General features: G+C 35.2%; 22 protein-coding genes and 2 tRNA genes. 15 read left to right on the top strand and 9 right to left on the bottom strand.

The window, feature by feature from the left end:
* The first annotated feature begins 117 nt into the window (after positions 1-117).
* Positions 118-1,590 carry an IMP dehydrogenase gene (guaB, locus tag ACFSQS_RS07985; RefSeq protein WP_388016749.1) on the top strand — a complete coding sequence of 491 codons (1,473 nt, stop codon included), beginning with the start codon at positions 118-120 and terminating at the stop codon, positions 1,588-1,590.
* 161 nt (positions 1,591-1,751) lie between these two features.
* On the opposite strand, the gene ACFSQS_RS07980 is transcribed toward guaB, so the two are convergent.
* From ACFSQS_RS07980 to ACFSQS_RS07970, 3 genes are all read right to left on the bottom strand, one after another.
* Complete coding sequence (locus ACFSQS_RS07980) at positions 1,752-2,336, bottom strand: Crp/Fnr family transcriptional regulator (RefSeq protein ID WP_388016746.1); 585 nt, start codon at positions 2,334-2,336, stop codon at positions 1,752-1,754.
* Between the two features lie 251 nt (positions 2,337-2,587).
* A complete protein-coding gene (locus tag ACFSQS_RS07975; protein ID WP_388016743.1) occupies positions 2,588-3,118 on the bottom strand; it encodes a CIA30 family protein in 531 nt (176 codons plus the stop codon).
* A 30-nt stretch (positions 3,119-3,148) separates the two neighbouring features.
* A complete protein-coding gene (locus ACFSQS_RS07970; RefSeq protein ID WP_388016740.1) occupies positions 3,149-3,550 on the bottom strand; it encodes a DUF2721 domain-containing protein in 402 nt (133 codons plus the stop codon).
* Between the two features lie 80 nt (positions 3,551-3,630).
* On the opposite strand from ACFSQS_RS07970, the gene ACFSQS_RS07965 reads away from it, so the two are divergent.
* The 6 genes from ACFSQS_RS07965 to ACFSQS_RS07940 all read left to right on the top strand — a co-directional run bounded on the left by ACFSQS_RS07965 (position 3,631) and on the right by ACFSQS_RS07940 (position 10,141).
* Positions 3,631-4,902 (top strand): DUF2851 family protein, encoded by a 1,272-nt coding sequence (locus ACFSQS_RS07965; RefSeq protein ID WP_388016737.1) that lies wholly within the window; start codon positions 3,631-3,633, stop codon positions 4,900-4,902.
* Between the two features lie 36 nt (positions 4,903-4,938).
* Positions 4,939-5,166, top strand: a complete 228-nt coding sequence (locus tag ACFSQS_RS07960; protein ID WP_388016734.1) for a PspC domain-containing protein — start codon at positions 4,939-4,941, stop codon at positions 5,164-5,166.
* Positions 5,163-6,176, top strand: coding sequence for a potassium channel family protein (locus ACFSQS_RS07955; protein WP_388016731.1), 1,014 nt, complete (start codon positions 5,163-5,165; stop codon positions 6,174-6,176). Before ACFSQS_RS07960 ends, ACFSQS_RS07955 begins: the two co-directional genes overlap by 4 nt.
* A gap of 265 nt (positions 6,177-6,441) precedes the next feature.
* Positions 6,442-8,082 carry an alanine/glycine:cation symporter family protein gene (locus ACFSQS_RS07950; protein WP_388016728.1) on the top strand — a complete coding sequence of 547 codons (1,641 nt, stop codon included), beginning with the start codon at positions 6,442-6,444 and terminating at the stop codon, positions 8,080-8,082.
* Positions 8,083-8,099: 17 nt separating this feature from the next.
* Positions 8,100-8,978, top strand: coding sequence for a ComEA family DNA-binding protein (locus tag ACFSQS_RS07945; protein WP_388016725.1), 879 nt, complete (start codon positions 8,100-8,102; stop codon positions 8,976-8,978).
* Positions 8,975-10,141, top strand: a complete 1,167-nt coding sequence (locus ACFSQS_RS07940; RefSeq protein WP_388016722.1) for an acyl-CoA dehydrogenase family protein — start codon at positions 8,975-8,977, stop codon at positions 10,139-10,141. The genes ACFSQS_RS07945 and ACFSQS_RS07940 overlap by 4 nt, the downstream gene beginning before the upstream one ends.
* Positions 10,142-10,519: 378 nt before the next feature.
* Here the strand turns inward: ACFSQS_RS07940 and ACFSQS_RS07935 are convergent, their stop codons facing one another.
* From ACFSQS_RS07935 to ACFSQS_RS07925, 3 genes are all read right to left on the bottom strand, one after another.
* The gene (locus ACFSQS_RS07935) at positions 10,520-11,266 is read right to left on the bottom strand and encodes an alpha/beta hydrolase (protein ID WP_388016719.1); all 747 of its coding nucleotides are present in this window, start codon (positions 11,264-11,266) and stop codon (positions 10,520-10,522) included.
* Positions 11,267-11,300: 34 nt separating this feature from the next.
* Entirely contained in the window at positions 11,301-12,179 is an 879-nt protein-coding gene (locus ACFSQS_RS07930; RefSeq protein WP_388016716.1) for an alpha/beta hydrolase, read from the bottom strand.
* A 282-nt stretch (positions 12,180-12,461) separates the two neighbouring features.
* Positions 12,462-13,034: a GDYXXLXY domain-containing protein gene (locus ACFSQS_RS07925; RefSeq protein ID WP_388016713.1), complete on the bottom strand. Its 573-nt coding sequence runs from the start codon at positions 13,032-13,034 to the stop codon at positions 12,462-12,464.
* 249 nt (positions 13,035-13,283) lie between these two features.
* Between ACFSQS_RS07925 and ACFSQS_RS07920 the strand changes: the two genes are divergently transcribed.
* Entirely contained in the window at positions 13,284-13,880 is a 597-nt protein-coding gene (locus tag ACFSQS_RS07920) for an outer membrane beta-barrel protein (RefSeq protein WP_388016710.1), read from the top strand.
* Positions 13,881-13,948: 68 nt separating this feature from the next.
* On the opposite strand, the gene ACFSQS_RS07915 is transcribed toward ACFSQS_RS07920, so the two are convergent.
* Positions 13,949-14,998 (bottom strand): FKBP-type peptidyl-prolyl cis-trans isomerase, encoded by a 1,050-nt coding sequence (locus tag ACFSQS_RS07915; RefSeq protein ID WP_388016707.1) that lies wholly within the window; start codon positions 14,996-14,998, stop codon positions 13,949-13,951.
* A gap of 169 nt (positions 14,999-15,167) precedes the next feature.
* On the opposite strand from ACFSQS_RS07915, the gene ACFSQS_RS07910 reads away from it, so the two are divergent.
* Together ACFSQS_RS07910 and ACFSQS_RS07905 are read left to right on the top strand one after the other, a co-directional pair.
* A complete protein-coding gene (locus ACFSQS_RS07910) occupies positions 15,168-15,539 on the top strand; it encodes an RNA-binding S4 domain-containing protein (protein WP_388016704.1) in 372 nt (123 codons plus the stop codon).
* 39 nt (positions 15,540-15,578) lie between these two features.
* A complete protein-coding gene (locus tag ACFSQS_RS07905) occupies positions 15,579-16,073 on the top strand; it encodes a phosphoribosyltransferase family protein (RefSeq protein ID WP_388016701.1) in 495 nt (164 codons plus the stop codon).
* On the opposite strand, the gene ACFSQS_RS07900 is transcribed toward ACFSQS_RS07905, so the two are convergent.
* On the bottom strand, positions 16,065-16,586 hold the full coding sequence (locus tag ACFSQS_RS07900; protein ID WP_388016698.1) for a shikimate kinase: 522 nt from the start codon (positions 16,584-16,586) through the stop codon (positions 16,065-16,067). The genes ACFSQS_RS07905 and ACFSQS_RS07900 overlap by 9 nt on opposite strands.
* A 146-nt stretch (positions 16,587-16,732) precedes the next feature.
* Between ACFSQS_RS07900 and ACFSQS_RS07895 the strand changes: the two genes are divergently transcribed.
* Both ACFSQS_RS07895 and ACFSQS_RS07890 read left to right on the top strand, forming a co-directional pair.
* Positions 16,733-16,805, top strand: a tRNA-Lys gene (locus tag ACFSQS_RS07895).
* 58 nt (positions 16,806-16,863) lie between these two features.
* A tRNA-Leu gene (locus ACFSQS_RS07890) sits at positions 16,864-16,948 on the top strand.
* Between the two features lie 23 nt (positions 16,949-16,971).
* Here the strand turns inward: ACFSQS_RS07890 and ACFSQS_RS07885 are convergent.
* Positions 16,972-19,257 carry a tetratricopeptide repeat protein gene (locus ACFSQS_RS07885; RefSeq protein WP_388016695.1) on the bottom strand — a complete coding sequence of 762 codons (2,286 nt, stop codon included), beginning with the start codon at positions 19,255-19,257 and terminating at the stop codon, positions 16,972-16,974.
* Between the two features lie 178 nt (positions 19,258-19,435).
* Here ACFSQS_RS07885 and ACFSQS_RS07880 point away from each other — a divergent pair, with 178 nt between their 5' ends.
* Genes ACFSQS_RS07880 through ACFSQS_RS07870 form a run of 3 tightly spaced genes read left to right on the top strand, consistent with a single transcriptional unit; the run spans position 19,436 to position 22,688 of the window.
* The gene (locus ACFSQS_RS07880) at positions 19,436-20,335 is read left to right on the top strand and encodes a MerR family transcriptional regulator (RefSeq protein WP_388016692.1); all 900 of its coding nucleotides are present in this window, start codon (positions 19,436-19,438) and stop codon (positions 20,333-20,335) included.
* Positions 20,336-20,380: 45 nt separating this feature from the next.
* Positions 20,381-21,844 carry a phytoene desaturase family protein gene (locus ACFSQS_RS07875; RefSeq protein WP_388016689.1) on the top strand — a complete coding sequence of 488 codons (1,464 nt, stop codon included), beginning with the start codon at positions 20,381-20,383 and terminating at the stop codon, positions 21,842-21,844.
* 4 nt (positions 21,845-21,848) lie between these two features.
* Complete coding sequence (locus ACFSQS_RS07870) at positions 21,849-22,688, top strand: phytoene/squalene synthase family protein (protein WP_388016686.1); 840 nt, start codon at positions 21,849-21,851, stop codon at positions 22,686-22,688.
* The last annotated feature ends 3 nt before the right edge of the window (positions 22,689-22,691 follow it).

The raw sequence follows: 22,691 nt of genomic DNA, 5'->3' as shown, positions 1-22,691 counted from the left end.
TCCGCATCCATCTTAGCTGGTTTTTTAAAACAGTTTTTTTATAAACAGTTACAAATAATTAACAATAATTCTTCAATATAAATTGTATATTTGCACGCAATTTAACGTAATTGCAAAATGACTTCACAACAAAACAAAATATTAGGAGAAGGTTTAACATACGACGACGTTCTTTTGGTTCCAGCATTTTCAGAAGTACTTCCTCGCGAAGTAAACATTAAAACAAAATTTACACGCAACATTAGCATTAATGTACCTATTATTTCGGCAGCCATGGATACCGTTACCGAAAGCAAAATGGCCATAGCCATGGCGCAAGAAGGTGGCATTGGGGTTTTACACAAAAACATGACCATTGATGCCCAAGCCGCTAAAGTAAGAAAAGTAAAGCGTGCAGAAAGCGGTATGATTATCGATCCTGTAACCCTGCCAGTTAGCGCAAAGGTTAGCGATGCCAAACAATATATGGCAGAATATGGTATTGGGGGCATTCCTATTGTTAGTGAAGACCGCACTCTAAAAGGCATTGTAACTAATCGAGATTTAAGATTCGAACACGATAACACGCGCCCCATTAGCGAGGTTATGACCAGCGATAACCTAGTTACGGCCTCTATTGGCACATCGTTACTGGATGCAGAGAAAATTCTTCAAAAACATAAAATAGAAAAACTACTTATTGTTGATGACATGTTTAAGCTATCGGGCTTAATTACTTTTAGGGACATTACAAAAGTTACCCAAAAGCCAAATGCAAACAAAGACCAATACGGGCGTTTGCGCGTTGCTGCTGCCATAGGCGTTACCAGCGATGCCACAATTAGAGCAAAAGCCTTGGTAAATGCTGGTGTAGATGCTGTGGTTATAGATACCGCACACGGGCACACCAAAGGCGTAGTAACGGTTTTAAAAGAAATAAAGTCTAAATTTCCAGAGCTTGAAGTTATTGTGGGCAACATTGCAACTGCCGAAGCAGCCAAATATTTGGTTGAAGCCGGTGCTGATGCTGTAAAAGTAGGCATAGGACCAGGTTCTATTTGCACAACACGAGTAGTTGCAGGTGTTGGTTTCCCTCAATTCTCTGCGGTTTTAGAGGTTGCCCAGGCCATAAAAGGTAGCGGTGTTCCGGTAATCGCAGATGGCGGCATTCGCTATACAGGCGATATTCCTAAAGCTATTGCCGCTGGAGCAGATACCGTAATGTTAGGCTCGCTTTTGGCCGGAACAAAAGAATCTCCTGGTGAAACCATTATTTACGAAGGAAGGAAATTTAAGTCTTATCGTGGTATGGGCTCTGTTGAAGCTATGAAACAAGGTAGTAAAGACCGCTATTTTCAAGATGTTGAAGATGATATTAAAAAATTAGTGCCCGAGGGCATTGTGGGACGTGTACCTTATAAAGGCTATTTATACGAAAGTATTCATCAATTTATTGGAGGCTTAAGAGCAGGTATGGGCTATTGTGGTGCAAAAGATATTGAAACACTAAAAGAAACCGGACAATTTGTAAAAATAACAGCAAGTGGCATTAACGAAAGCCATCCGCACGATGTAACGATTACTAACGAATCTCCTAATTATTCGAGGTAAGTAAACTATAATTTATCAAGTAATAAAAAAGCGCATAAAATATATGCGCTTTTACTTTGCTATTAACCGAAGGGATTTACAAATTATATTTTTGTTAATCTCAGCTATAACACAAAAGTATAATGATAAATCAATAAAAAAATTGATGTATGGTAATTAATCTAGCTGTTTGATATTTCTTTTCTAATTCTGCTTAAACTTTCTGTGGTAATACCTAAATACGAGGCGATATGATAGTTTTTTAAACATTGTTGAATATCATGAAAAGTCTTAACAAAGCGAATGTAACGCTCTGTTGCAGACTGCGATAAACTTGCCAGAATACGTTTTTGAAAAGCTGCAAACGCACGTTCTAACTTTATTCTAAAAAAAGTTTCAACCTTAGGTATTTTAGTAAATAAAAGTGCTTTATCATCTTTTGATATCCTGTACAAGGTAGCATCTTGAAGCACTTCAATAGTAAGTATAGCTTTAGATTTAGAAAAGAAAGCCGTAAAATCACTAATCCACCAATCTTTAAAACCAAACTGTACGGTGTATTCTTTTCCTTGGGCATCTGTATGAAATGAGCGCAGGCACCCTGTTTCAATATAATATTGGGCATCAACAGTTTCTCCGGCTTTTAACAGTATGGTACCTTTTTTATGTGTTTCTTTATGAAACAAAGCATTAATTAACACTTCTTCTTCCTCAGAAAAAGCAAGCCCTTTGAATATGATTTTTGCTTTTGAATTGGTTGTACCCATTTTGAATGATAATTTACAACTCTAAAGTACGAAAAATCTCTTAGCAATATTATATTATTCGATATCTTGCAAGGTAAATAAGTCTATCTGCCTTGGCAAAAAAAACACGTTGGTTTTTTATTAAATTTCACTTCTTTCAGTTGGTTTTTTATTTTTAAAAAAAAGAATACCGAAACACAAAAACCAGCTTAAAACCAGCTATTTAACACATTAAATTTATATGGGATAGATCTTTAAATGCTTATTGTTATTCATTTTAAAAAAATGCAATCAATCTCTAATTGAAAGGCTTCATTTTTTTTATTTCCTATTAAAAAACCAATCATTTCTGCTTGTTTCCCTGGGTAATTTTCAACATCTAATTTTTGGCCTCTGTAAGCCGGCTGCATGGTGTTGAATGGAATTTCAATAGTTTGCCATTTTCCATTGGCATCAAAAGATTGTACATAAGAATAGTAATCGCTGGAATTGGTTTTTATTCTAAACTGATAGGTTTTTTGGTCGCCTTTCAATTTAATCAGGACTTTGGAAAAAAGCAACACATCTATTGCTTTAAAACGGTATTGCAGCATAGAAAACCCACCATTGTTTTCTAAAGAAACAAGACCTTTAAACAAGCCATTTCCGTTGCTATTGATTGAAAAATCACCATTTGAGCGGCCACCCATAACCACATCGTTTACAATGCGCCAATTGCTTAGGTTGCTTTTAGGGGAAAAATTGAAAATAGTCATACTGCTTTGGTAAATTACAAATGTTAAAAAAAATGCTTTGGTATTCATGTATTGGCATTTTATTAAAAGTCCTGCCCTTTAAGATTTGCTTTTCTCGATATCGCTTATATGATGTTCTAGAGCTTTTACAGAAATTTGAATTTCTACAATTAATAGCCCAAGTGAGATAATGAGCAACAAAAGCGCTAAACCAAAAACCCAAACTGCTATTCTATACTGCTGTATGTAAATTAAAAACATGGTTAAAACACAAAGCAACAAGCTGCTAATGCCAAAAATTTGCATAGCGCGCGTTAAGTACAAACGCTGTTTAATGTTTTTTATTTGGGCGATTAAAACAGAGTCTTTTTTTTGCATGTACTTATCGTGCAAATCCCTTATAATAGCTGCATAAGCCAAAAACCTGTTGGTATAAGCCAACATAATAAGCGAAATAGCAGAGAATAAAAGTGCAGGCGTGGTTAAGGTAAGTTGCTCCATAATGGGTGGTTTAAAAAAAACTAAATTATAAATTCCATATCTTAATTTGGTTATTTTACATTGTAATTTTATCTTTCAACATGAAAGAAGATTTTCTACATTACATCTGGCAACACCAAAAATTCAATACAGCAAATTTAAAAACAACAGCTGGAGAAACAATTACAATAGTTTCTGTAGGGCAACACAATACAAATTCTGGTCCCGATTTTTTTAATGCGCAGCTAAAAATTAACAACCAACTTTGGGCGGGAAATGTAGAGATTCATATAAAATCTTCAGATTGGTTTTTGCACAATCACGAACAAGATATGGCATACGATAATGTTATACTACACGTAGTCTGGGAACACGACACCAACATTTACCGTAAAGACCAAACTGCTATACCCACTTTAGAAATAAAACACTTTGTAGAAAAAACAGCATTAAAAAACTATCATAAGTTATTTTACAGAAGCACAAAGTGGATTAATTGCGAACATGATTTTAAAACTATTGATGATTTTACAATACAAAACTGGTTAGAACGCCTGTATTTTGAACGTTTAGAGCGTAAAGCCAAAGACATTAACCAACTATTAAAAACATCAAAAAACAATTGGGAAGCGGCTTTGTTTAAAATGCTAGCTAAAAATTTTGGGCTTAAAGTAAACGGCGATGCTTTTTTAAGCGTTGCAAACTCTATGGATTTTTCAATTGTTAGAAAACTGCAAAACAACCAAACCCATTTAGAGGCTTTATTTTTTGGGCAGGCCAATTTATTGAATTCAGACACCCAAGATGCACATTTCCAAAGTTTGGTTAAAACCTACCAATTTTTAAAACAAAAATTTGCACTAAACAGTAATACCAATACACCAGTTCTGTTCTTTAGATTGCGCCCCCCAAACTTCCCTACCATTCGCTTATCACAGTTGGCAAGCCTATACAGCAAAGAGCATAATTTGTTTTCAAAACTAAACCAAACCAATAACATTGAAGAATTTTACGAGCTTTTTACGGTAGAAACATCTCCGTATTGGGCAACACATTACAGCTTTGGCAAAGCTTCGAAAAAATCGAAAAAACAACTAACAAAAGCCTTTGTGGATTTATTGATGATAAATACCATAATCCCCATAAAATTCGCTTACGCCAAGTACCAAGGCAAACCCATTGAAGACCATGTTGTAGCTTTGATGCAGTGCATAGCATCAGAAAAAAACAGCATTATCGAAAAATTCAATACGCTAAAACAAACAACAACTTCGGCCTTACAATCCCAAGGTTTACTAGAACTAAAAAGCGCATATTGCAACAAAAACAAATGCTTGCAATGTGCCATAGGCAATACGTTATTAAAAAAATAAACTTTTAAACTATAAAAGTATGTGTTAAATTGCAGCATGAACAAAATCTACAAACCACTACTGTTTTTTCAAAAGCACGGATATTATGTGTGCCAACGCATTGCAGACAGATTTGGTATAAGGGCAAAAATAGTGCGCACCACCTTTATGTACCTTACTTTTGTAACTGTGGGCTTTGGCTTTGCGCTCTACTTGTTTTTGGCCTTTTGGATGCGTATTAAAGACTTAATTTATACCAAACGCTCATCGGTTTTCGATTTATGAATTCTTTGATAAAAATCTTTAGAACCAAAATATACACGGCAATTATACTGCTGGTTCTTTTATTGTTTATTGGTGTTGTCGGTTTTAAATCGATGTCTAACTATACCTGGATTGACGCCCTTTACATGACCGTAATAACCATTACCACGGTTGGTTTTAAAGAAGTGCATCCGTTAGACGATGCCACTAAAATTTTTACCATCTCATTAATATTAACCAGTGTTTTTATTCTGGGATATGCACTGTCTGTAATTACCGAATATATTTTGAGCAAGAATAATTTTGAAGAATTAAAACGAAAAAAGATGCAAAAACAAATCGATAGCCTAAAAAACCACATTATTATTTGCGGCTACGGAAGAAATGGCAGACAGGCCGCAAACAAATTATTAGCTTACAACAAACCCTTTGTTATTATCGAAAAAAACCAAGACCTTGTTAATAAAATCGAAAGCGAGCAAATGCCTTTTGTTTTAGGCAATGCAAGCGACGACGAAACCCTGCTAAAAGCCGGTATAGAAAGAGCATCTTGCCTAATATCGGCATTACCAAGCGATGCCGATAATTTATTTATCGTACTTTCTGCTAGACAAATAAACAAAAACATTAACATTATAAGCCGTGCATCGCAAGACACTTCTTATAAAAAACTTAAACTTGCCGGTGCCAACAATGTTATATTACCCGATAAAATTGGTGGCGACCATATGGCGTCTTTAGTAGTGGTTCCTGGCCTAATGGAATTTGTTGACAACCTTTCTATTGTTGGCAAATCCAACATTAATATTGAAGAGATAGCCATAGACAAACTTACCAAAGAAATTAAAACCATAAAAGATTTGGATCTCAGAAAAAAAACAGGGTGCAACGTTATTGGCTACAAAGACGAAAACGGCGAATATCTGGTAAACCCCGAAGCCGATTTAAAATTGGCACCAAATTCCAAAATCATTGTTTTAGGCCGCCCAGAGCAAATACAAGCCCTTAACACAATATACAATATAAGCTAAAGCATTGGTATTTTAACAAGCATTTGTTTTAAAAAACCAAATATTTTTAGCATCTTGCTAGCTTTAACACCATTTATTGTTTGAAATTACCGTAAAATAAATTAATGGGTTTTTCATAAATACCAAAAAAACAACCAAAGCCTTGTCCTCGGTATGTTTTTTCTGAAAATTAAACCTTAAAAGTGAATTTTACTGTGATTGTTCCAGAAGCAAAACCTTAAAAGCAGCTATTTTTTTAACTAAAATTAACTAACAAAAAATAATTATGAAGAAATATCTTCTTTCTATTACCACATTATTAATACCCATTATAACATACGCACAAGAAACCACCAAACTAAGCTTTGGGCAACGCATAGACAAAGCCTTTCAGCCAGTTGCAGACTGGTGGGAAGGCTTTGTATTATCACCAATAAGCATAGGCGAATACAATGTGCCTGTTGTGGTTATTTTATTGGTTTTAGGAGCTACCTTCTTCACAATATACTTTGGTTTTCCCAATATTAGAAGATTCCCATTGGCCATCAATACGGTTCGCGGCAAGTATGACGATGTTGAGGGCGGTCACCATGCAGAAGAAAAAGTGGCCGTAAACATTGTTGATGGCGATTTGCCAGATACCATACGCGACGAAAGTAAAGAAGGCGAAGTAAGCCATTTTCAAGCTTTGGCAACTGCAGTTTCCGGTACCGTTGGCTTAGGAAATATTGCTGGTGTTGCCGTGGCCATTGCCATTGGTGGGCCTGGAGCAACCTTCTGGATGGTAGTCTGCGGATTGATAGGCATGTCCACAAAATTTGTTGAATGCACCCTGGGCGTAAAATATAGAGATGTAGGACAAGACGGCACCGTTTATGGCGGCCCAATGTACTACCTGTCAAAAGGATTAAAAGAACGTGGCTTTAATACTATAGGAAAAATTCTGGCTGTACTGTTTGCCATACTTTGTGTTGGTGCATCGTTTGGCGGCGGCAATGCATTCCAGTCTAACCAGGCCGCTCAACAACTATCAGATTTAGTTGGGTGGAACTTTGAAACATCTGGATTTTGGATTGGACTGGTAATTGCTATAATAGTTGCCATTGTAATTATTGGCGGCATAAAAAGAATAGCCAACGTAACCGAAAAAATAGTACCCTTTATGGCCGGTATTTATGTACTGGCAGCTTTGGTAATTATTGGTTCTAACTACAAATTTATAGACGATGCTTTTGCCTTGATTTTTGAAGGTGCCTTTACGCCCATAGCAGGATTAGGAGGCGCCTTGGGAGTTTTAATTGTTGGTTTTCAACGTGCTGCTTTTTCAAACGAGGCCGGTGCAGGTTCTGCTGCCATTGCGCATTCTGCTGTAAAAACCAAATACCCAGCATCAGAAGGTGTTGTAGCACTTTTAGAGCCGTTTATAGATACCGTAATTATTTGTACCATGACCGCCTTGGTAATCATCTTTTTTAACATGAGCGACACCTCTATGGTGCAAGCCGCTTTTACTTACGGCGGAGACGGCTCGGGCAATGTTATTTTAAACGAAACCGGAAAAGCCGTTGGAGGCGTAGAGCTTACCTCTAGAGCTTTTGATGCCGTAATCCCACACTTTTCCTATGTGCTTACCGTGGCCATTATTTTATTTGCCTTCTCAACCATGATCTCGTGGTCGTATTACGGATTGCAATCTTGGAAATTTTTATTTGGTAGAGGAAAAGCTGCAGATTTAACTTATAAAATTTTATTTTTAATATTTGTAATTATAGGCGCATCAACCACATTAAATGCTGTAATAAAATTCTCTGACGCCATGATTTTAGCATTGGTTTTCCCCAATATGATTGGGCTCTTCTTCTTGTTCCCCAAAGTAAAAGAAGAAATGAAAAAGTATGTAAACGCTATAAAAGCGAATAAAAAATAATTAAAAAAAACAATACCATGAAATCCCATTTCACGTTTTCCAAACAGCAACGAAATGGGATTTTTTTATTGATATTATCGATAATAGCACTACAGTGCCTTTATTTTTTTGTCGAACAAGGCCCTAAAAACATAAAAACAAACAAAGAAGAACTAGCAAAGTTCCAAAAAGAAATCGATTCGCTTAAACTTATTGAACTTGAAGAACGAAAACCAAAAACCTATCCATTTAACCCCAATTACATAACAGATTACAAAGGCGCTTTGTTAGGCATGTCTAATAAAGAAATCGATAGATTGCACAGCTTCAGAAAACAAAACAAATGGATTAATTCTACCAAAGAATTCCAAGAAGTTACCCAAGTATCAGATTCACTTTTAAATATCTTATCGCCCTATTTTAAATTTCCTGATTGGGTAACAAGTACAAAACCAAAAAAAAATACCACAATTTACAATAACACAGTAAAAACCTATGCCCAAAAACAAGATTTAAATACTGCAACGGCAAAACAATTGCAGAAAATAAATGGCATTGGCGAGTATTATTCAGAGCGTATCGTTAAATTTAGAAATAAATTTTCAGGAGGCTTTATTGCAGACATACAACTACAAGATGTTTATGGGCTATCCCCGGAAGTTATTGAAAAAATAACAAATCAGTTTACAGTAAAAACTCCAAGAAAAATCAAAAAAATAAATATAAACAAAGCCGAAATAGAAGATCTTGTTAACATACAGCACATCGATTACGATCTAGCGCACCAAATCGTTGAGCAAAGAAAATTAAGAGACGGCTACAAAACGTTGGATGAATTAACAAAAGTAAAGGACTTCCCAGTAAATAAATTAGAGATAATTAAATTATATTTGCTGCTTGAAAAAGAAAAAGAATGAATACAATGTACTTCACCGAAGAGCACCAGCTTTTTAGAAAAAGTTTACAAGAGTTTTTAAACAAAGAAGTTGTTCCGCATATTAACAAATGGGAAAACGACGGACATATTGAACGTTTCATTTGGAAAAAAATGGGCAGCATGGGGTTCTTTGGCATCAATTACCCCGAAGCTTATGGCGGATTGGACCTAGACCTTTTCTATACCGTTATTCTTCTAGAAGAACTTCAAAAAATAAACTCCGGCGGTTTTGCTGCAGCTATTTGGGCACACTGCTACTTAGCAATGACGCACCTTAATGCCCAAGGCAGCCAACAAATAAAGGAGCACTATTTAACACCAAGTATAACAGGCCATAAAATAGGTTGCCTTTGCATTACCGAACCCTTTGGCGGTAGCGATGTAGCAGGCATGCGTACCACTGCCGTAAAAAGTGGAGACCATTATATTATAAACGGCTCTAAAACCTTTATAACCAATGGCGTTACAAGCGACTATTTGGTGGTAGCAGCCAAAACAAAACCAGAATTAGGCAACAAGGGCATAAGCATGTTTGTTATCGACAGAGCAAGTGCTGGCATTACGGCAACCAAATTAGATAAGTTGGGCTGGCGCGCATCAGATACCGGAGAAATTGCATTCGATAATGTTAAAATTCCGGAAACTCATTTATTGGGCGAAGAAAACAAAGGGTTTCCTTACATTATGCAGCACTTTTCTTTGGAGCGCTTAATTATGGGGGTTAACGCTCATGCCCGAGCAGAATATGCTTTAGAGTATGCATTGCAATACATGTCTGAACGTATGGCATTTGGGAAAACCATAGATAAGTTTCAGGCTTTGCGCCATACCCTTGCCGATCTTTATACCGATATGGAAATCTGTAAAACCTTTAACTATGCAATAGCTTACAGGTTAAATAAAGGCGAATACGTAGTAAAAGAAGCTACCATGTCTAAGCTAAAATCTACTAAAATGGCAGACGAGGTAATTTACCAGTGCCTCCAGTTTTTAGGAGGCTACGGTTATATTGAAGATTACCCCATGGCAAGACTGCTACGCGATAGCCGATTAGGACCAATAGGTGGCGGAACATCTGAGATTTTACGCGAAATATTGGCAAAAATCATCATAGACAAAAAAGAATACAAACCAGCAACTTAGCAAACAAAAAAAGCCGGCAATTATAATTACCGGCTTTTTTACTAACCAAACTTAACTAACTATTTATAATTTAGTTTATTAACCAAATACTTTACAAATAGACGATAAATTAGGCGTTAAACCATACTTGTTTAGAAATGTTTAACGCTTATATTGGAGTTTTGTGTTTTCTTTAAGAAACGATTATTAGCATGTTAAAATTTTTAAGAGAAACCCATTGTATATTTGCTCAAAATTGAGCCGATTCGAGTACATTCAACTTATTTGTACCTTGAGCATTATCAGATTAAAATCGGTTAACCACTTTCTACTTTATTTCTGCTTTAATGTATGTTAGCTTTGTTATGAATACGGAAAGGTTTTTAAATGACTGAAGCTCTACGGAAGTATTTTTTTTATTTCCCTATGGTACAAATCGTAATTAATCAAATCGCCATGGTTTCCGCCATCTATGGTTACAAAATTTAAGTTTTCCATATTCAAGTTCAGGAGTTTTTTGGCAGAATCCATTGGCACAACCCTATCTTGAGTTCCATGGAATATGGTAATCGGGCAGCTTACTCCCTCAAGGTATTGATGAGTTGGCAGTTTGTATTTTAACAGGGTTTCAACGGGCAACATCGGGAACCTGGTTTTAGCCACATCGGTAATGCTGTAATACGGGGTTTCTAAGACAAGTTGTTTGGGCTTGTTTTTAAACGCCAAATACGCTGCTATTCCCGTGCCTAAAGATCTGCCGTAGAGCGTAATACCGTTTTCAGGATAGTGTGCTTTTAAATAATCGTAACAAAACTGTGCATCGGTGTACAATGCTTTTTCGCTTAATTTCCCTGTGCTTTTTCCGTAGGTTCGGTAATCCATAATCAACACGTCGTATTGCTTTTCAACAAAATATTCGGTTACTAATCCCCAACGCGATAGATTGCCCGCGTTTCCATGGAAATACAAAATGACGCCTTTTGGGTTTTCGGCTTTAAAATGGATGGCGTTTATAACCGCATCGTTATCAGTCTTCAAAAATAACTCTTCAAAAGGTTTTGAAAACCGATATTGATAACCCTGCTCTAAAACCGTTGGGAAAAACAGCATTTTCTCTTGTAAAAAATATAACAAAGAAACTGCCATAATATAGATGCTTAAAAGGATTAGTAAGGCTTTTTTAAGTTTTTGCTTTATTGGGTTTCGAGCTGTGCTTAACATTAATACTTGTGGTTGATAAATCGATGTTGGTTGGTTTTTGGTTTAGTATGTCGTGAATCATTTCATGATAAGATTCAAAGGTATTTAAGTTTTTATGCCCGCCACCAATTACCGTGTGCAACTTGGTTAATTTAGGTTTTACTTGCGATAGCTTTACACTGGTTTTATAAGGGATTAACGTATCGTTTGTACCATGTATTATGTGGATGGGGCATTGCACATATTTTAGCCATTTGTAAGTTGGCAAAGGGTATTTAATTAAAATACTTAGGGGCATAAAGGGTGCGTATCTTGCTGTAACTTTGGTTAAACTGTAATATGGTGCATCCAAAATAAGCATTTTGGGGTTGTTCATTGAGGCCAGTTTTGCCGCAAAACCGGAGCCTAACGAACGGCCGTAGAGGATAATATGATCTTCTGTTGTGCGTTCTTTTATTTTATTATATACTTTTTGTAAATCGCGCTTTATGGCTTTTTGCGAGCGTCTGCCCGTACTCTTTCCGAAACCGCGATAATCGACCATAAGTACATTGTAGTTGTGCCGTGTAAAATCTATTGCGAATTTGCCCCAGCCCTTTATGCTTTTAGAGTTTCCTTTTAGGTACAAAACTATGCCTTTTGGTTTGCCCTTGGGTTTAAACAGAATGCCGTTTATTACGGCACCATCGCGGGTTATAAGGTTGTGTTCTTGAAAATCCTGGTTATCGTAATTAAACTGAAAATTTTGGGGAAGTTTTTCAGGTTTAAACAACATATAATCCTGCAAATAGTACAAGGCAAAACTTATAGCTATGTAAATTAACAATACAATTACAAGTATGTGCAACCAATATGGCATATTAAAAACCTGTTAGATTAAAGTAAGCCAGAGTTGATTTGTATGATTTTTAAATTTCAAATCATTAGGTTTACATGTCTGGTTCAGCGCATTAGAAACCTAATTTAGATTCTAAAAATTATAAGGCTTTTGGCTTGCCTAACTAGGCGCTTTTTAAGAAAATAAATTTTCTTTTCAACCAATGCACAAGCTAAAAAGTATTGATTTTATTGGTACATCAACTTTAAAAACAAATTTCCTGTATCGAACTCTAGTAAGATTACTAATATACAATAAATCGCTCTATTGTTTATTGTCCTCTTTTTCAACATAATCTTTAATAGAGATGTCGTTAATAACAACATCGCTTAACACCGTTTCGCCATTTTTAACATATACCAACGCATAGGTTGTGTTTTGAATGGAATCGCGCTGATTGTTTCTTACGGCAACCTCGGCACCATAGGCTTTGGTCTCTTTCATATAATACCTATTAAATGGCAGGTTGAAATTTAGCTTTTGGTCTCTTTTATTATACCAATTTACTTGGGCTACAATAAAATCTTTATCTGAATTTAAAGGTGTTCTACCAACGGTGTCCACTTTGGCAAAACCCAAACTATCGGTATCGAGATACAGGTAAACCTTATCTTGTCTTTCCCATAGGCTGTCGGGTGTTACAAATGTATTTTGCAGGTAATTAAGGTTAATATATTTACCTCTGTAAGGATCGCTGGGATCGACAGGCTGGGTTTTAAATTTATAGGCCGTACCAGAATTTATAATTGTTTCTTGGTTAAAAATAATTTGTGCTGGAAGAAGTAACTGAACCAAGGCCACAACTACAAATATTACAAACAGATTTCTGGTTTTCATTAGCAATAAATGTTTAATGTTTATGTTTTTACAATTCTTTTAGGCCGTTTAAGTTATTTAGATTTAAACCAAAACAAACCTTAAGCCCTTTAAATTGAGCTGCTTGTTGCTTTTAACGAAACTTTAACCAATATAAAAATTACTTTTTAAACTACCTTGTACATTCTAAATAAATCTTTGTTTAAAGAAATAATTCTGGTTTGGCAACGTTTTTGATACTAAAGATTAAATCTTAAAAAACGAACAATTATGAAAAATTCATTTTTTATTACCTTATTATTTTTAATGTCGATTTCTGCTGTTTCTTATGCACAGACCGTAAGTGGCTTTGGCTTTAAAGCAGGACTAAATTACAATGCCAATGGCAATTACGTGGAGTCTGTTACCAGCAATGCAGAAAACCCCGATAGAAACATTGGTTATCACTTTGGTGTATTTGGCAAATTTGGAAAGCAAGTTTATTTTAAACCCGAGTTAGTTTACACCAGTACAAAAAGTGATTATGTTAGTAATAGCTTTAAAATGCAAAAGCTAGATGCGCCTATGCTAGTGGGCTTAAAAGTATTAGGGCCTATTAGTGTTTTTGGAGGTCCATCATTCCAATATATTTTAGACACCGATTTTAAAGCTTCCAACCTTGCTATTAATAAAATAAAAAATGATTTTTCTGTTGGATTGAACTTTGGTGTTGGACTTAATTTTAATAAACTAGGAATTGATGTGAGGTACGAAAGAGGTTTAAGTAATAATGAAGCTACTTTTTTAGATAACAACGGCATTAATGTTGATAATAGACTGGATACACGCCCCGATCAACTTATTTTGAGTTTATCGCTTATACTTTAATAAAGAACGATTATAAACCAAAAAACCACGCTTTGTAGCGTGGTTTTTTGGTTTATAATATTTTATTGTTATTCGTTGTAGTTAATGCTAATGTTTTCATCAAGGTAATCATCTAAACCATCGTTATTGGAATCTTTAATTGTTACCGTTTTTATGGTAATAATGCCCCCTTTATCAGATCGGCTAAACTCAAATTCCTTAACGCCAAGAACAGGTTCTTGCCCGCCTTGGTTGGTATCAACCTCGTAGGTTTTATGTTCTAGTTCGTTAAGGGTAGCTACACCATCACCATCATCATCTGTATCAAAATAATTTGGGATATTGTCACCATCTGTATCGTCGCCATCTTTGGTATCGGCATATGTATTAAGCGTAAATTCTCCATCATCGTTTAAATCTTCCAAATAAGATGGCACCCCATCATTGTCATGGTCGTTTTGAGAAATTTGCAATAAATCAAACTTAAAAGCTATTGATGCATAAGAAGGAATACTACCTGTTGCATTATTAAAATACCCCAAACCAGAAGGTAAAAACATCACACCAACGCCGTGGTTGGTGTAACTTACCGTTCCATCGTTTTGGGCAGCAAAAGATTCGGCGGCCTTAAAAAAGGGCATAACCTTTCTCCAACCAGGAACTAGCGATATTAAATCGAAATCGACAGGTGTTACGGCACTATCAAAAACTTCATTATTTAACGTAAAACCTTCGTAATTTACACGTATTTGATCTGAGAATTTAGGCGATTCTCCACCAGCAGTTGGGTTTAAATCTAGAATATAAAACTCATAATTTGTATCGGCAAAAGTTACCGTTTTTAACTCCACATCATCCATTAATAATGTATTATTAGCTGGATCTGGCACAACACCATCAGACGGAAGTTTGCTAATTATTAAATCTGAAGTGCTTGCATTAGGATTAGACACAAATGCGCTGGCATTATAATAATGTCCGTTTAAATATTTAACCAAAGAGTCTTTGTCCATGGCTTGTTGCTCAGTTCTATCTCTAAGCGGAACTTCGGTAATGTTGCTTCCTTCATCGTCTTTATTACAAGATATAAACCCAATGGCCAAACACAAAATAGATAAAGCTATTTTTCCTTTTTTCATACGATACAATATATTATTTTTATCGGTAACATGTAACATCCGTTAAAGCAAGTATTAATGCTTGAGTTTTTTGTGGGGCATGTTTCAATATTAACTATTTTTGAGGCGCAAGATACAATTTTAATATAGTTTTGCACAACAACATTAACGTAGTTTTTAGATTAATTGTATGCGTATAGACAAGTATTTATGGTGTATTAGGTATTACAAAACCCGATCTTTGGCAACAACGGCCTGCAAAAAAGGACAGGTTAAAATAAACAACAATGTGGTTAAACCCAGCAGAGAGGTTTTTGCGCAGGATATTATTGAGTTGAGGAAAAACCAAATTAACTATAAATTAAAAGTTAACGATATTCCTGAAAGTAGAATTGGCGCCAAATTGGTTGATATTTACAGAACAGACTTAACGCCTAAAGAACAATTTGAAGCCCAAGAGCTTTTAAAATACGCTAAAAATTACTATCGGAAAAAAGGCGTTGGACGACCAACAAAAAAAGACAGGCGCGATATTGATGATTTTACTGATGAAAATGAGTAATTTTAAATTATATTTCAACACACCAAAAACATAAGTACCATGGATAATGTAATTCTTACCCATACCGAAATTAACCATAAAATAAGGCGTATTGCTTTTGAAATTTACGAGAATAATGTAAACGAGACCGAGGTTATTTTAGCTGGAATTGACAGCAATGGCTACATACTTGCAAAAAAACTAAAAACGGTACTTGCCAAAATATCCAATATAAACCCGGTGCTTTGCAAAGTAAGTATCGATAAAAAACATCCGTTTTCAGACATTAAAACCTCTATTCCCGCAGAGGTTTACAAAAACAAATCGCTGGTTTTAATTGATGATGTTTTAAACTCGGGCACGACATTAATTTATGGTGTGAAACATTTTTTAGATGTACCCTTAAAACAATTTAAAACTGCGGTGTTGGTAAACAGAAACCATAAAAAATATCCTGTTAAAGCTGATTTTAAAGGAATTTCTTTATCTACATCGCTGCACGAGCACGTTAACGTGATTTTAGAAGGCAAAAATTTTGAAGCGGTTTTAGAATAATTTTAGAATAATATCTTCAACAATATCGCCTTTGGTTTTATTATCGACTGTTAGAACAATTTCTGCCTGATTGTAAAACTGCACACGCTCAAATAAATGCTTGCCAATAAATTCGGCCATGGCCGCTTCGGTTTCAATATGGGCTATTAAAGGCCGTTGCGCTTTTTTTCTCATCAATTTTTCTGTTAATGTTGTAATTGAGGCTTTTAGGTAAATGCTTTTAACCTTAATATTATTAACAATAATATCCATGTTATTGCTGTAACATGGTGTGCCACCACCAACAGACAATACAATATTGTTTTTTGAACTTAATACTTCTTTTAAATGCAGATGCTCTTGATTTCTAAAATAAACCTCTCCTTTAGATTTAAAAACTTGGGTAACCGATAATTTTTCCTTTTCTTCTATTAAATCGTCTAAATCTATAAAATCATAACTTAATTTATTTGCCAATTTCTTACCAATAGAGGTCTTTCCAGAAGCCATATACCCAATTAAAACTACAATCATTTTTTCGCTATAAATTGATTATTAAAAACATACGTTGAGAAGCTGCAAAAAAACGAAAAAATATTTTAAAAAAGTATTGTTTTATTAATTAAACATTTTATATTTGCACCCGCTAACGGTAATAGAGTTAGCTGTTTTGAAGTAAAGACCGGGTAGCTCAGTTGGTAGAGCATCTCCCTTTTAAGGAGAGGGTCCTGGGTTCGAGCCCCAGCCCGGTCACAAAAAAAAAGTTAAGCTACTTCGCTTAACTTTTTTTATTTTTACATACTTCTTTTATGCGCACGTGGCGGAATTGGTAGACGCGCTGGCTTGAGGGGCCAGTATCTGTTTAGGATGTGGAAGTTCGAATCTTCTCGTGCGCACTTTTAAGTACCATCCATTTTATTTAGTTTGTATTGTTTAATTGATTGTAAAGCGCTGCGTAGTTAGGGTTGTTAGGGTTTAACTCTGCTAGGGTTTTTGCTATGTTTTTTGCTTTTTCAAATTGTTTGTCTTTAGAATAAACATAGGCCAACACGTACAATAAATCTTCGTTTTGCGGTGCTTTTTTTAATCCCTTAACCGCAGTTAATATTGCTTTTTTTAGGCTGTTGTTTTTATCGTACAGCAGACTAAGGTTGTAATAAGGCCTTATATTATCTGGCATATATTTTATAGCTAATTCCATTTGTGCAATGGCATCATCTGTTCTATTTAATTCTGCCAAAAGCAATCCGTAAGAATAATAGGTTTGTGCATATTCTGGTTCTTGTTCGATAATAGTTTTAAAAGCTTTTTCTGCGTTTACATAATCTTTATTTCTATAGTACAAATTGGCTAAATTGGTTCTGGCCATATTATTTGTATTATCTATTTTCAAAGCATTTTCATAATTTTTTATGGCTTGGGCTAAATTGCCTTGCTTTAAATAATAGTTTGCTTTTTTAATGCGTCCGCCAACAAAATCAGACGTTACGGCCAAATGCGTTTCAAATTCTTTCTTTACCTTCTTGTAAACCGCTTTGTAGGTCTCTGGCACAGACAGTTCGTTTAAGGGGGCTAGTGCAAAAAAGGCCTTAACTCTTACCGAGCGCTTTTCATCATTCAACAAAGGCAAAAAATAGTTGATGTAATCAGCAGAATTTATTTCGCCAAAAGCATCAAGCACAGCAGCTTTTACAAGTGGCGATTCATCATTTAAAAAGCTTAGCAAGTTATCAATAACATTGGCATCTAAATAATTTGTCATGCCTCTAACTGCCGAAGCCCTCGCTATTTCTGGATATACGGTATCTTTTGCTAAGTCCAATAAATTATTAAATCCGTTATGGCTACCGCGCAATCCCGGAATCAACAAATCTGAAAAGTGCTTGCTTTTTGGTTCGCCATACAGTTTAACATAGTTATCCCAGGCCCATTGGTTGTCTTTATCTGTATGACATTGCGTGCAAGCGTTTGGTGTACCGTATTTTAAACTTTGGTCCGGACGAGGGATTCTAAAACTATGGTCGCGCCTAAAGTCGTTACCCATATAATATTTACCCGTCATGTGGCAATTAATGCATTCTGAAGCTTCGGTATTATTGGTATGAAAATGATGTTTTGGCGTGTTGTAGGTTTCAGGGTTATGGCATTGGGCGCATAAATTATTGCCTTCAAATTTTAGCTTTAACGAATGTGCATCGTGGCAACTTGTACAGGTTACACCATTGTGGTACATTTTACTTTGAACAAAAGAGCCATAAACATAATTTTCGTCTTGAATTTGCCCATCGGGATAATAGGTATCTTCAGCAATTAATTGCGGAAAATAATGATCGAGCATAGTCCCTTCAAAATTATAGAATTCTGATATTTGCTCGCGCCTCATGTGGCATCGGGCACATTGATCGACCAAGGCTTTGGGGTTGGTGCCAACAGTCATTTTTAAATCGTTAGAGACTTTATAGTCTTTTCCCAGCAAGTTTACCTGCTCTACGTGTGTTTTACCTGGGCCATGGCAAGCTTCGCAACTTACGTTTATTATGGCGTATTTTGTGTTGTAACTATGAGTAGCCTCATCATAGTTTTTTCTAACGTTGGTAGAATGGCAATCGGCACACATGTTATTCCAGTTTAAACCGCCCCTGGACCAATGCAACCACTCGGAGTGTACAATTTTAAAGTCTGGGTACAAGTCGAACCAAACCATTTTTTCGGTATCCCAAGCGGTTCTTAAACACTGAAAATGTCCGTTTGGAAATTTAACGATATATTGTTGCAAGGGCTCTACCCCAAAGGTGTATTCTATTTTGTAATCGTGGTATTTACCATCTGGCCCTTCGGTATTAACAAAAAATTCGTCGCCCTTTTTAAAAAATAATGATGTTACACCTTTATTGGTATATTCAGCATTATTAAAGTTTCCTAAAACCGTGGAGTCTGAAGCTATTTCCATGGCTTTATCATGGTGTGATCCTTTCCAGGATTTAAACTCGGCAGCATGACATGTTTTACAAGTATTATCGCCTAAAAAATGATGGTCTGGTATCGGGTTTGTTGAAGCGAAATTATTTTTCTGGGCTTGTGTAACCGCTATATAATTATCTTTTTTTTCTTTACAAGCAGAAAAAAAGCACAAACAAGCAAAAATATATACAGATAGCAATTTAAAGTCCAAAAGCTCTTTTTTTATTAAGTTTTTTTTAGGCATAATTAACAGAATATTTATTTGCAAACCAAGGTTGCACAATAAAACATACACTAAACAATACCCCATCAAAAATACCGTGTTTACTTAAAGTTGCAAAGCTAATATCTATATTAATACATAATTCTTGTTGTACATTAAATAATAATGCCTACTTTTGTTTAATGAATTAATGAAAGAAATGAACAATATACAGGTAAACTTCAGCATAAAAGATTTAGAAAACCTAACAGGTATAAAAGCACACACCATAAGAATATGGGAAAAACGCTACAATTTACTTAGCCCAAACAGAACCGAAACCAACATTAGAAATTACAGCTTAACAAGTTTACAAAAACTGTTAAACATCTCTTATTTAAACAATAACGGACTTAAAGTCTCTAAAATTGCCAGTTTAAAAGAAGAGGAAATACCCATTAAAGTAAGAGAAATAGCATCGCGGGCAAAAATTGAAGACCATGCTATTAACGCCTTTAAAATGGCCATGATTAATTTCGATCAAGTGCTTTTTTACAACACATACAATAACCTACTTGAAAACAAAACCTTTAGCGAAATATTCTACACGGTTTTTTTACCACTATTAAACGAAATTGGCCTGCTTTGGCAAACAAATACCATAACACCGGCACACGAGCATTTTTTATCTGTTCATATTAAACAAAAAATTCTTATTAATATTGAAAGGCTGCAAAGCCTAGAGCCTAAACCAAATTCTAAAACCTTTGTTTTGTTTTTACCCGACAACGAAATACACGATATTGGGTTGCTTTTTATCAATTACCAATTAAGAAGCAAAGGCTACCACACCATTTTCTTAGGCGAAAGCGTGCCTATGGATAGCCTTAAAGGTTTACACGAATTTTTTAACGATATTACTTTTATATCTTATTTTACGGTATATCCCGAAGAAGAAAACCTATTAAACTACATAAACAAGTTTAGAGATACACTTTTAATAAACGAAAATACCAAATTCCTGGTTTTGGGCGCCAAACTTTCTAGTTTAAACTTATCAAACCTGCCAAAAAACATAACTACTTTTACTTCAATAGAAAACTTAGTTAAACATTTGTAAAATTTCATTATATTTGTTTAACATTTTAATATATTTGTTAAACAAATGAAAAATACCATAAACATAATAGGCTCTGGGTTTTCCTCGCTAGCAGCCGCTTGCTACTTAGCAAAATCCGGTTACAATGTAACCATATTCGAAAAAAACAAGACCATTGGTGGTCGGGCAAGGCAATTAAAAAAAGACGGTTTTGTATTTGATATTGGACCAACATGGTATTGGATGCCCGATGTTTTTGAAAGATTTTTCTCTGATTTCAACAAAAAACCATCAGACTATTACACATTAGAAAAATTAAATCCGGCCTATAGTGTTTATTATGGTAAAAACGATTTTATTACCATTGAAGACACACTGGAAAAAATAATAAAAGCATTTGAAAAAGAAGAACCCGGCAGTTCATTAAAACTTAAAAAGTTTATTAAAGAAGCCAAAGACAATTACGATGTCGCCATAAAAGACTTGGTTTACAACCCGGGTGTTTCGCCATTAGAACTAATTACTCCAAAAACCATTAAAAAAATCAACCAGTTTTTTAGTACCATTAAAAGAGATGTTAGAAAAGAGTTTAAAAACGAGCGACTAATTAAAATACTGGAGTTCCCCGTTTTGTTTTTGGGCGCAAAACCCAGTGATACACCGTCGTTTTATAGTTTTATGAACTATGCCGATTTTGGCCTAGGCACTTTTCATCCCAAAAAAGGCATGTACCAAGTTATAATGGCCATGGAAAGTTTAGCAAAAGAACTTGGTGTTAAAATTATAACCGAATCGCCAATCGAAAAAATCATAGTTGAAAACGGATGGGCAAAAGGCATTATTTCAAACGGAAAAACCTATGTTTCGGATATTGTATTAAGCGGTGCAGACTACCACCACACCGAAACACTTTTAGACAAATCGTATAGGCAGTACTCTGAAAAATATTGGAGCAAAAAAACATTTGCGCCCTCTTCCCTACTTTTTTATGTTGGTTTTAATAAAAAATTAAAAAATGTAAACCATCATACTTTATTTTTTGATGTTGACTTTGAAACGCACGCCAAAGCCATTTACGATAATCCAAAATGGCCAGAAAACCCGCTTTTTTACGCCAGCTTCCCCAGTAAAACCGATTGCAGTACGGCTCCCCAAGGAAAAGAAGCAGGCATATTTTTAATTCCGCTCGCTCCAGGTCTTGAAGACACACAAGAGCTAAGAAACCAATACTTTGAAAAAATTATAAACCGCTTTGAGAATTTAACGTCTCAAAATGTCAAAGATAATATTATATTTAAAGAAAGTTTTTGCTTGAACGATTTTATAAACGATTACAATTCTTACAAAGGAAATGCCTACGGTATGGCAAACACCCTGCTGCAAACGGCCTTTTTAAGACCAAAATTAAAAAGCAAAAAAGTAAACAATTTATATTTTACAGGACAGCTAACCGTACCTGGTCCCGGAGTGCCACCATCGTTAATATCAGGAAAATTAGTTGCTAATCTCGTATCTAAACACCACAGTTAAACAGATGAAATCACTTTTCGATACCGTTTCGTACCATTCCAGTAAGCTTGTAACAAAAACGTACAGCACGTCTTTCTCATTAGCTACCAAAATGCTTCATGGCTCCATAAGAAGCCATATTTACAACATTTATGGCTTTGTGCGGTTTGCCGACGAGATTGTAGATTCCTTTCACAATTACAATAAAGAAGAACTTTTTAATAAATTTAATGAAGATTTAGAACACGCTTTAAAACACAAAATTAGTTTAAACCCCATTTTAAATGCATTTCAGCACACCTACCATAAATACAACATCGACAAGCAATTGGTTGATGCTTTTATGGATAGTATGAGAACAGATTTATACAAAACACAATATTTAACCGAAGAAGAATTTAAGGCCTACATTTACGGTTCGGCAGATGTTGTGGGGCTTATGTGCCTTAAAGTATTTGTAAAGGGCGATAACAAAAAATATAACGAGCTAAAAGAAACGGCTATGGCTCTTGGCTCTGCCTTTCAAAAGGTAAATTTCTTAAGGGATTTAAAAGCCGATTTTGAAGGTTTAAACCGGACCTATTTCCCAAATACCGATTTAAAAAACCTTAACGAAAACTCGAAACAAAACATTATAAACGATATTGAAGCAGATTTTAGCAAAGGACTAAGCGGCATAAAAAAACTTCCCATAGAGGCCAAATTTGGTGTGTTTATGGCTTACAGATATTACAGGCAACTGTTAAAAAAACTAAAAAAAACACCCGCTTTAAAAATAAAAAACACACGTATTAGAGTTTCAAACCCTAAAAAAATAGAACTTTTAATGCGCAGTTATATAAAATATCAACTAAAAATAATGTAATTT

The sequence above is a fragment of the Gelatiniphilus marinus genome, from assembly GCF_042684345.1.
Taxonomy (GTDB): domain Bacteria; phylum Bacteroidota; class Bacteroidia; order Flavobacteriales; family Flavobacteriaceae; genus Gelatiniphilus; species Gelatiniphilus marinus.
This window is presented reverse-complemented; position numbering and strand designations above follow the sequence as displayed.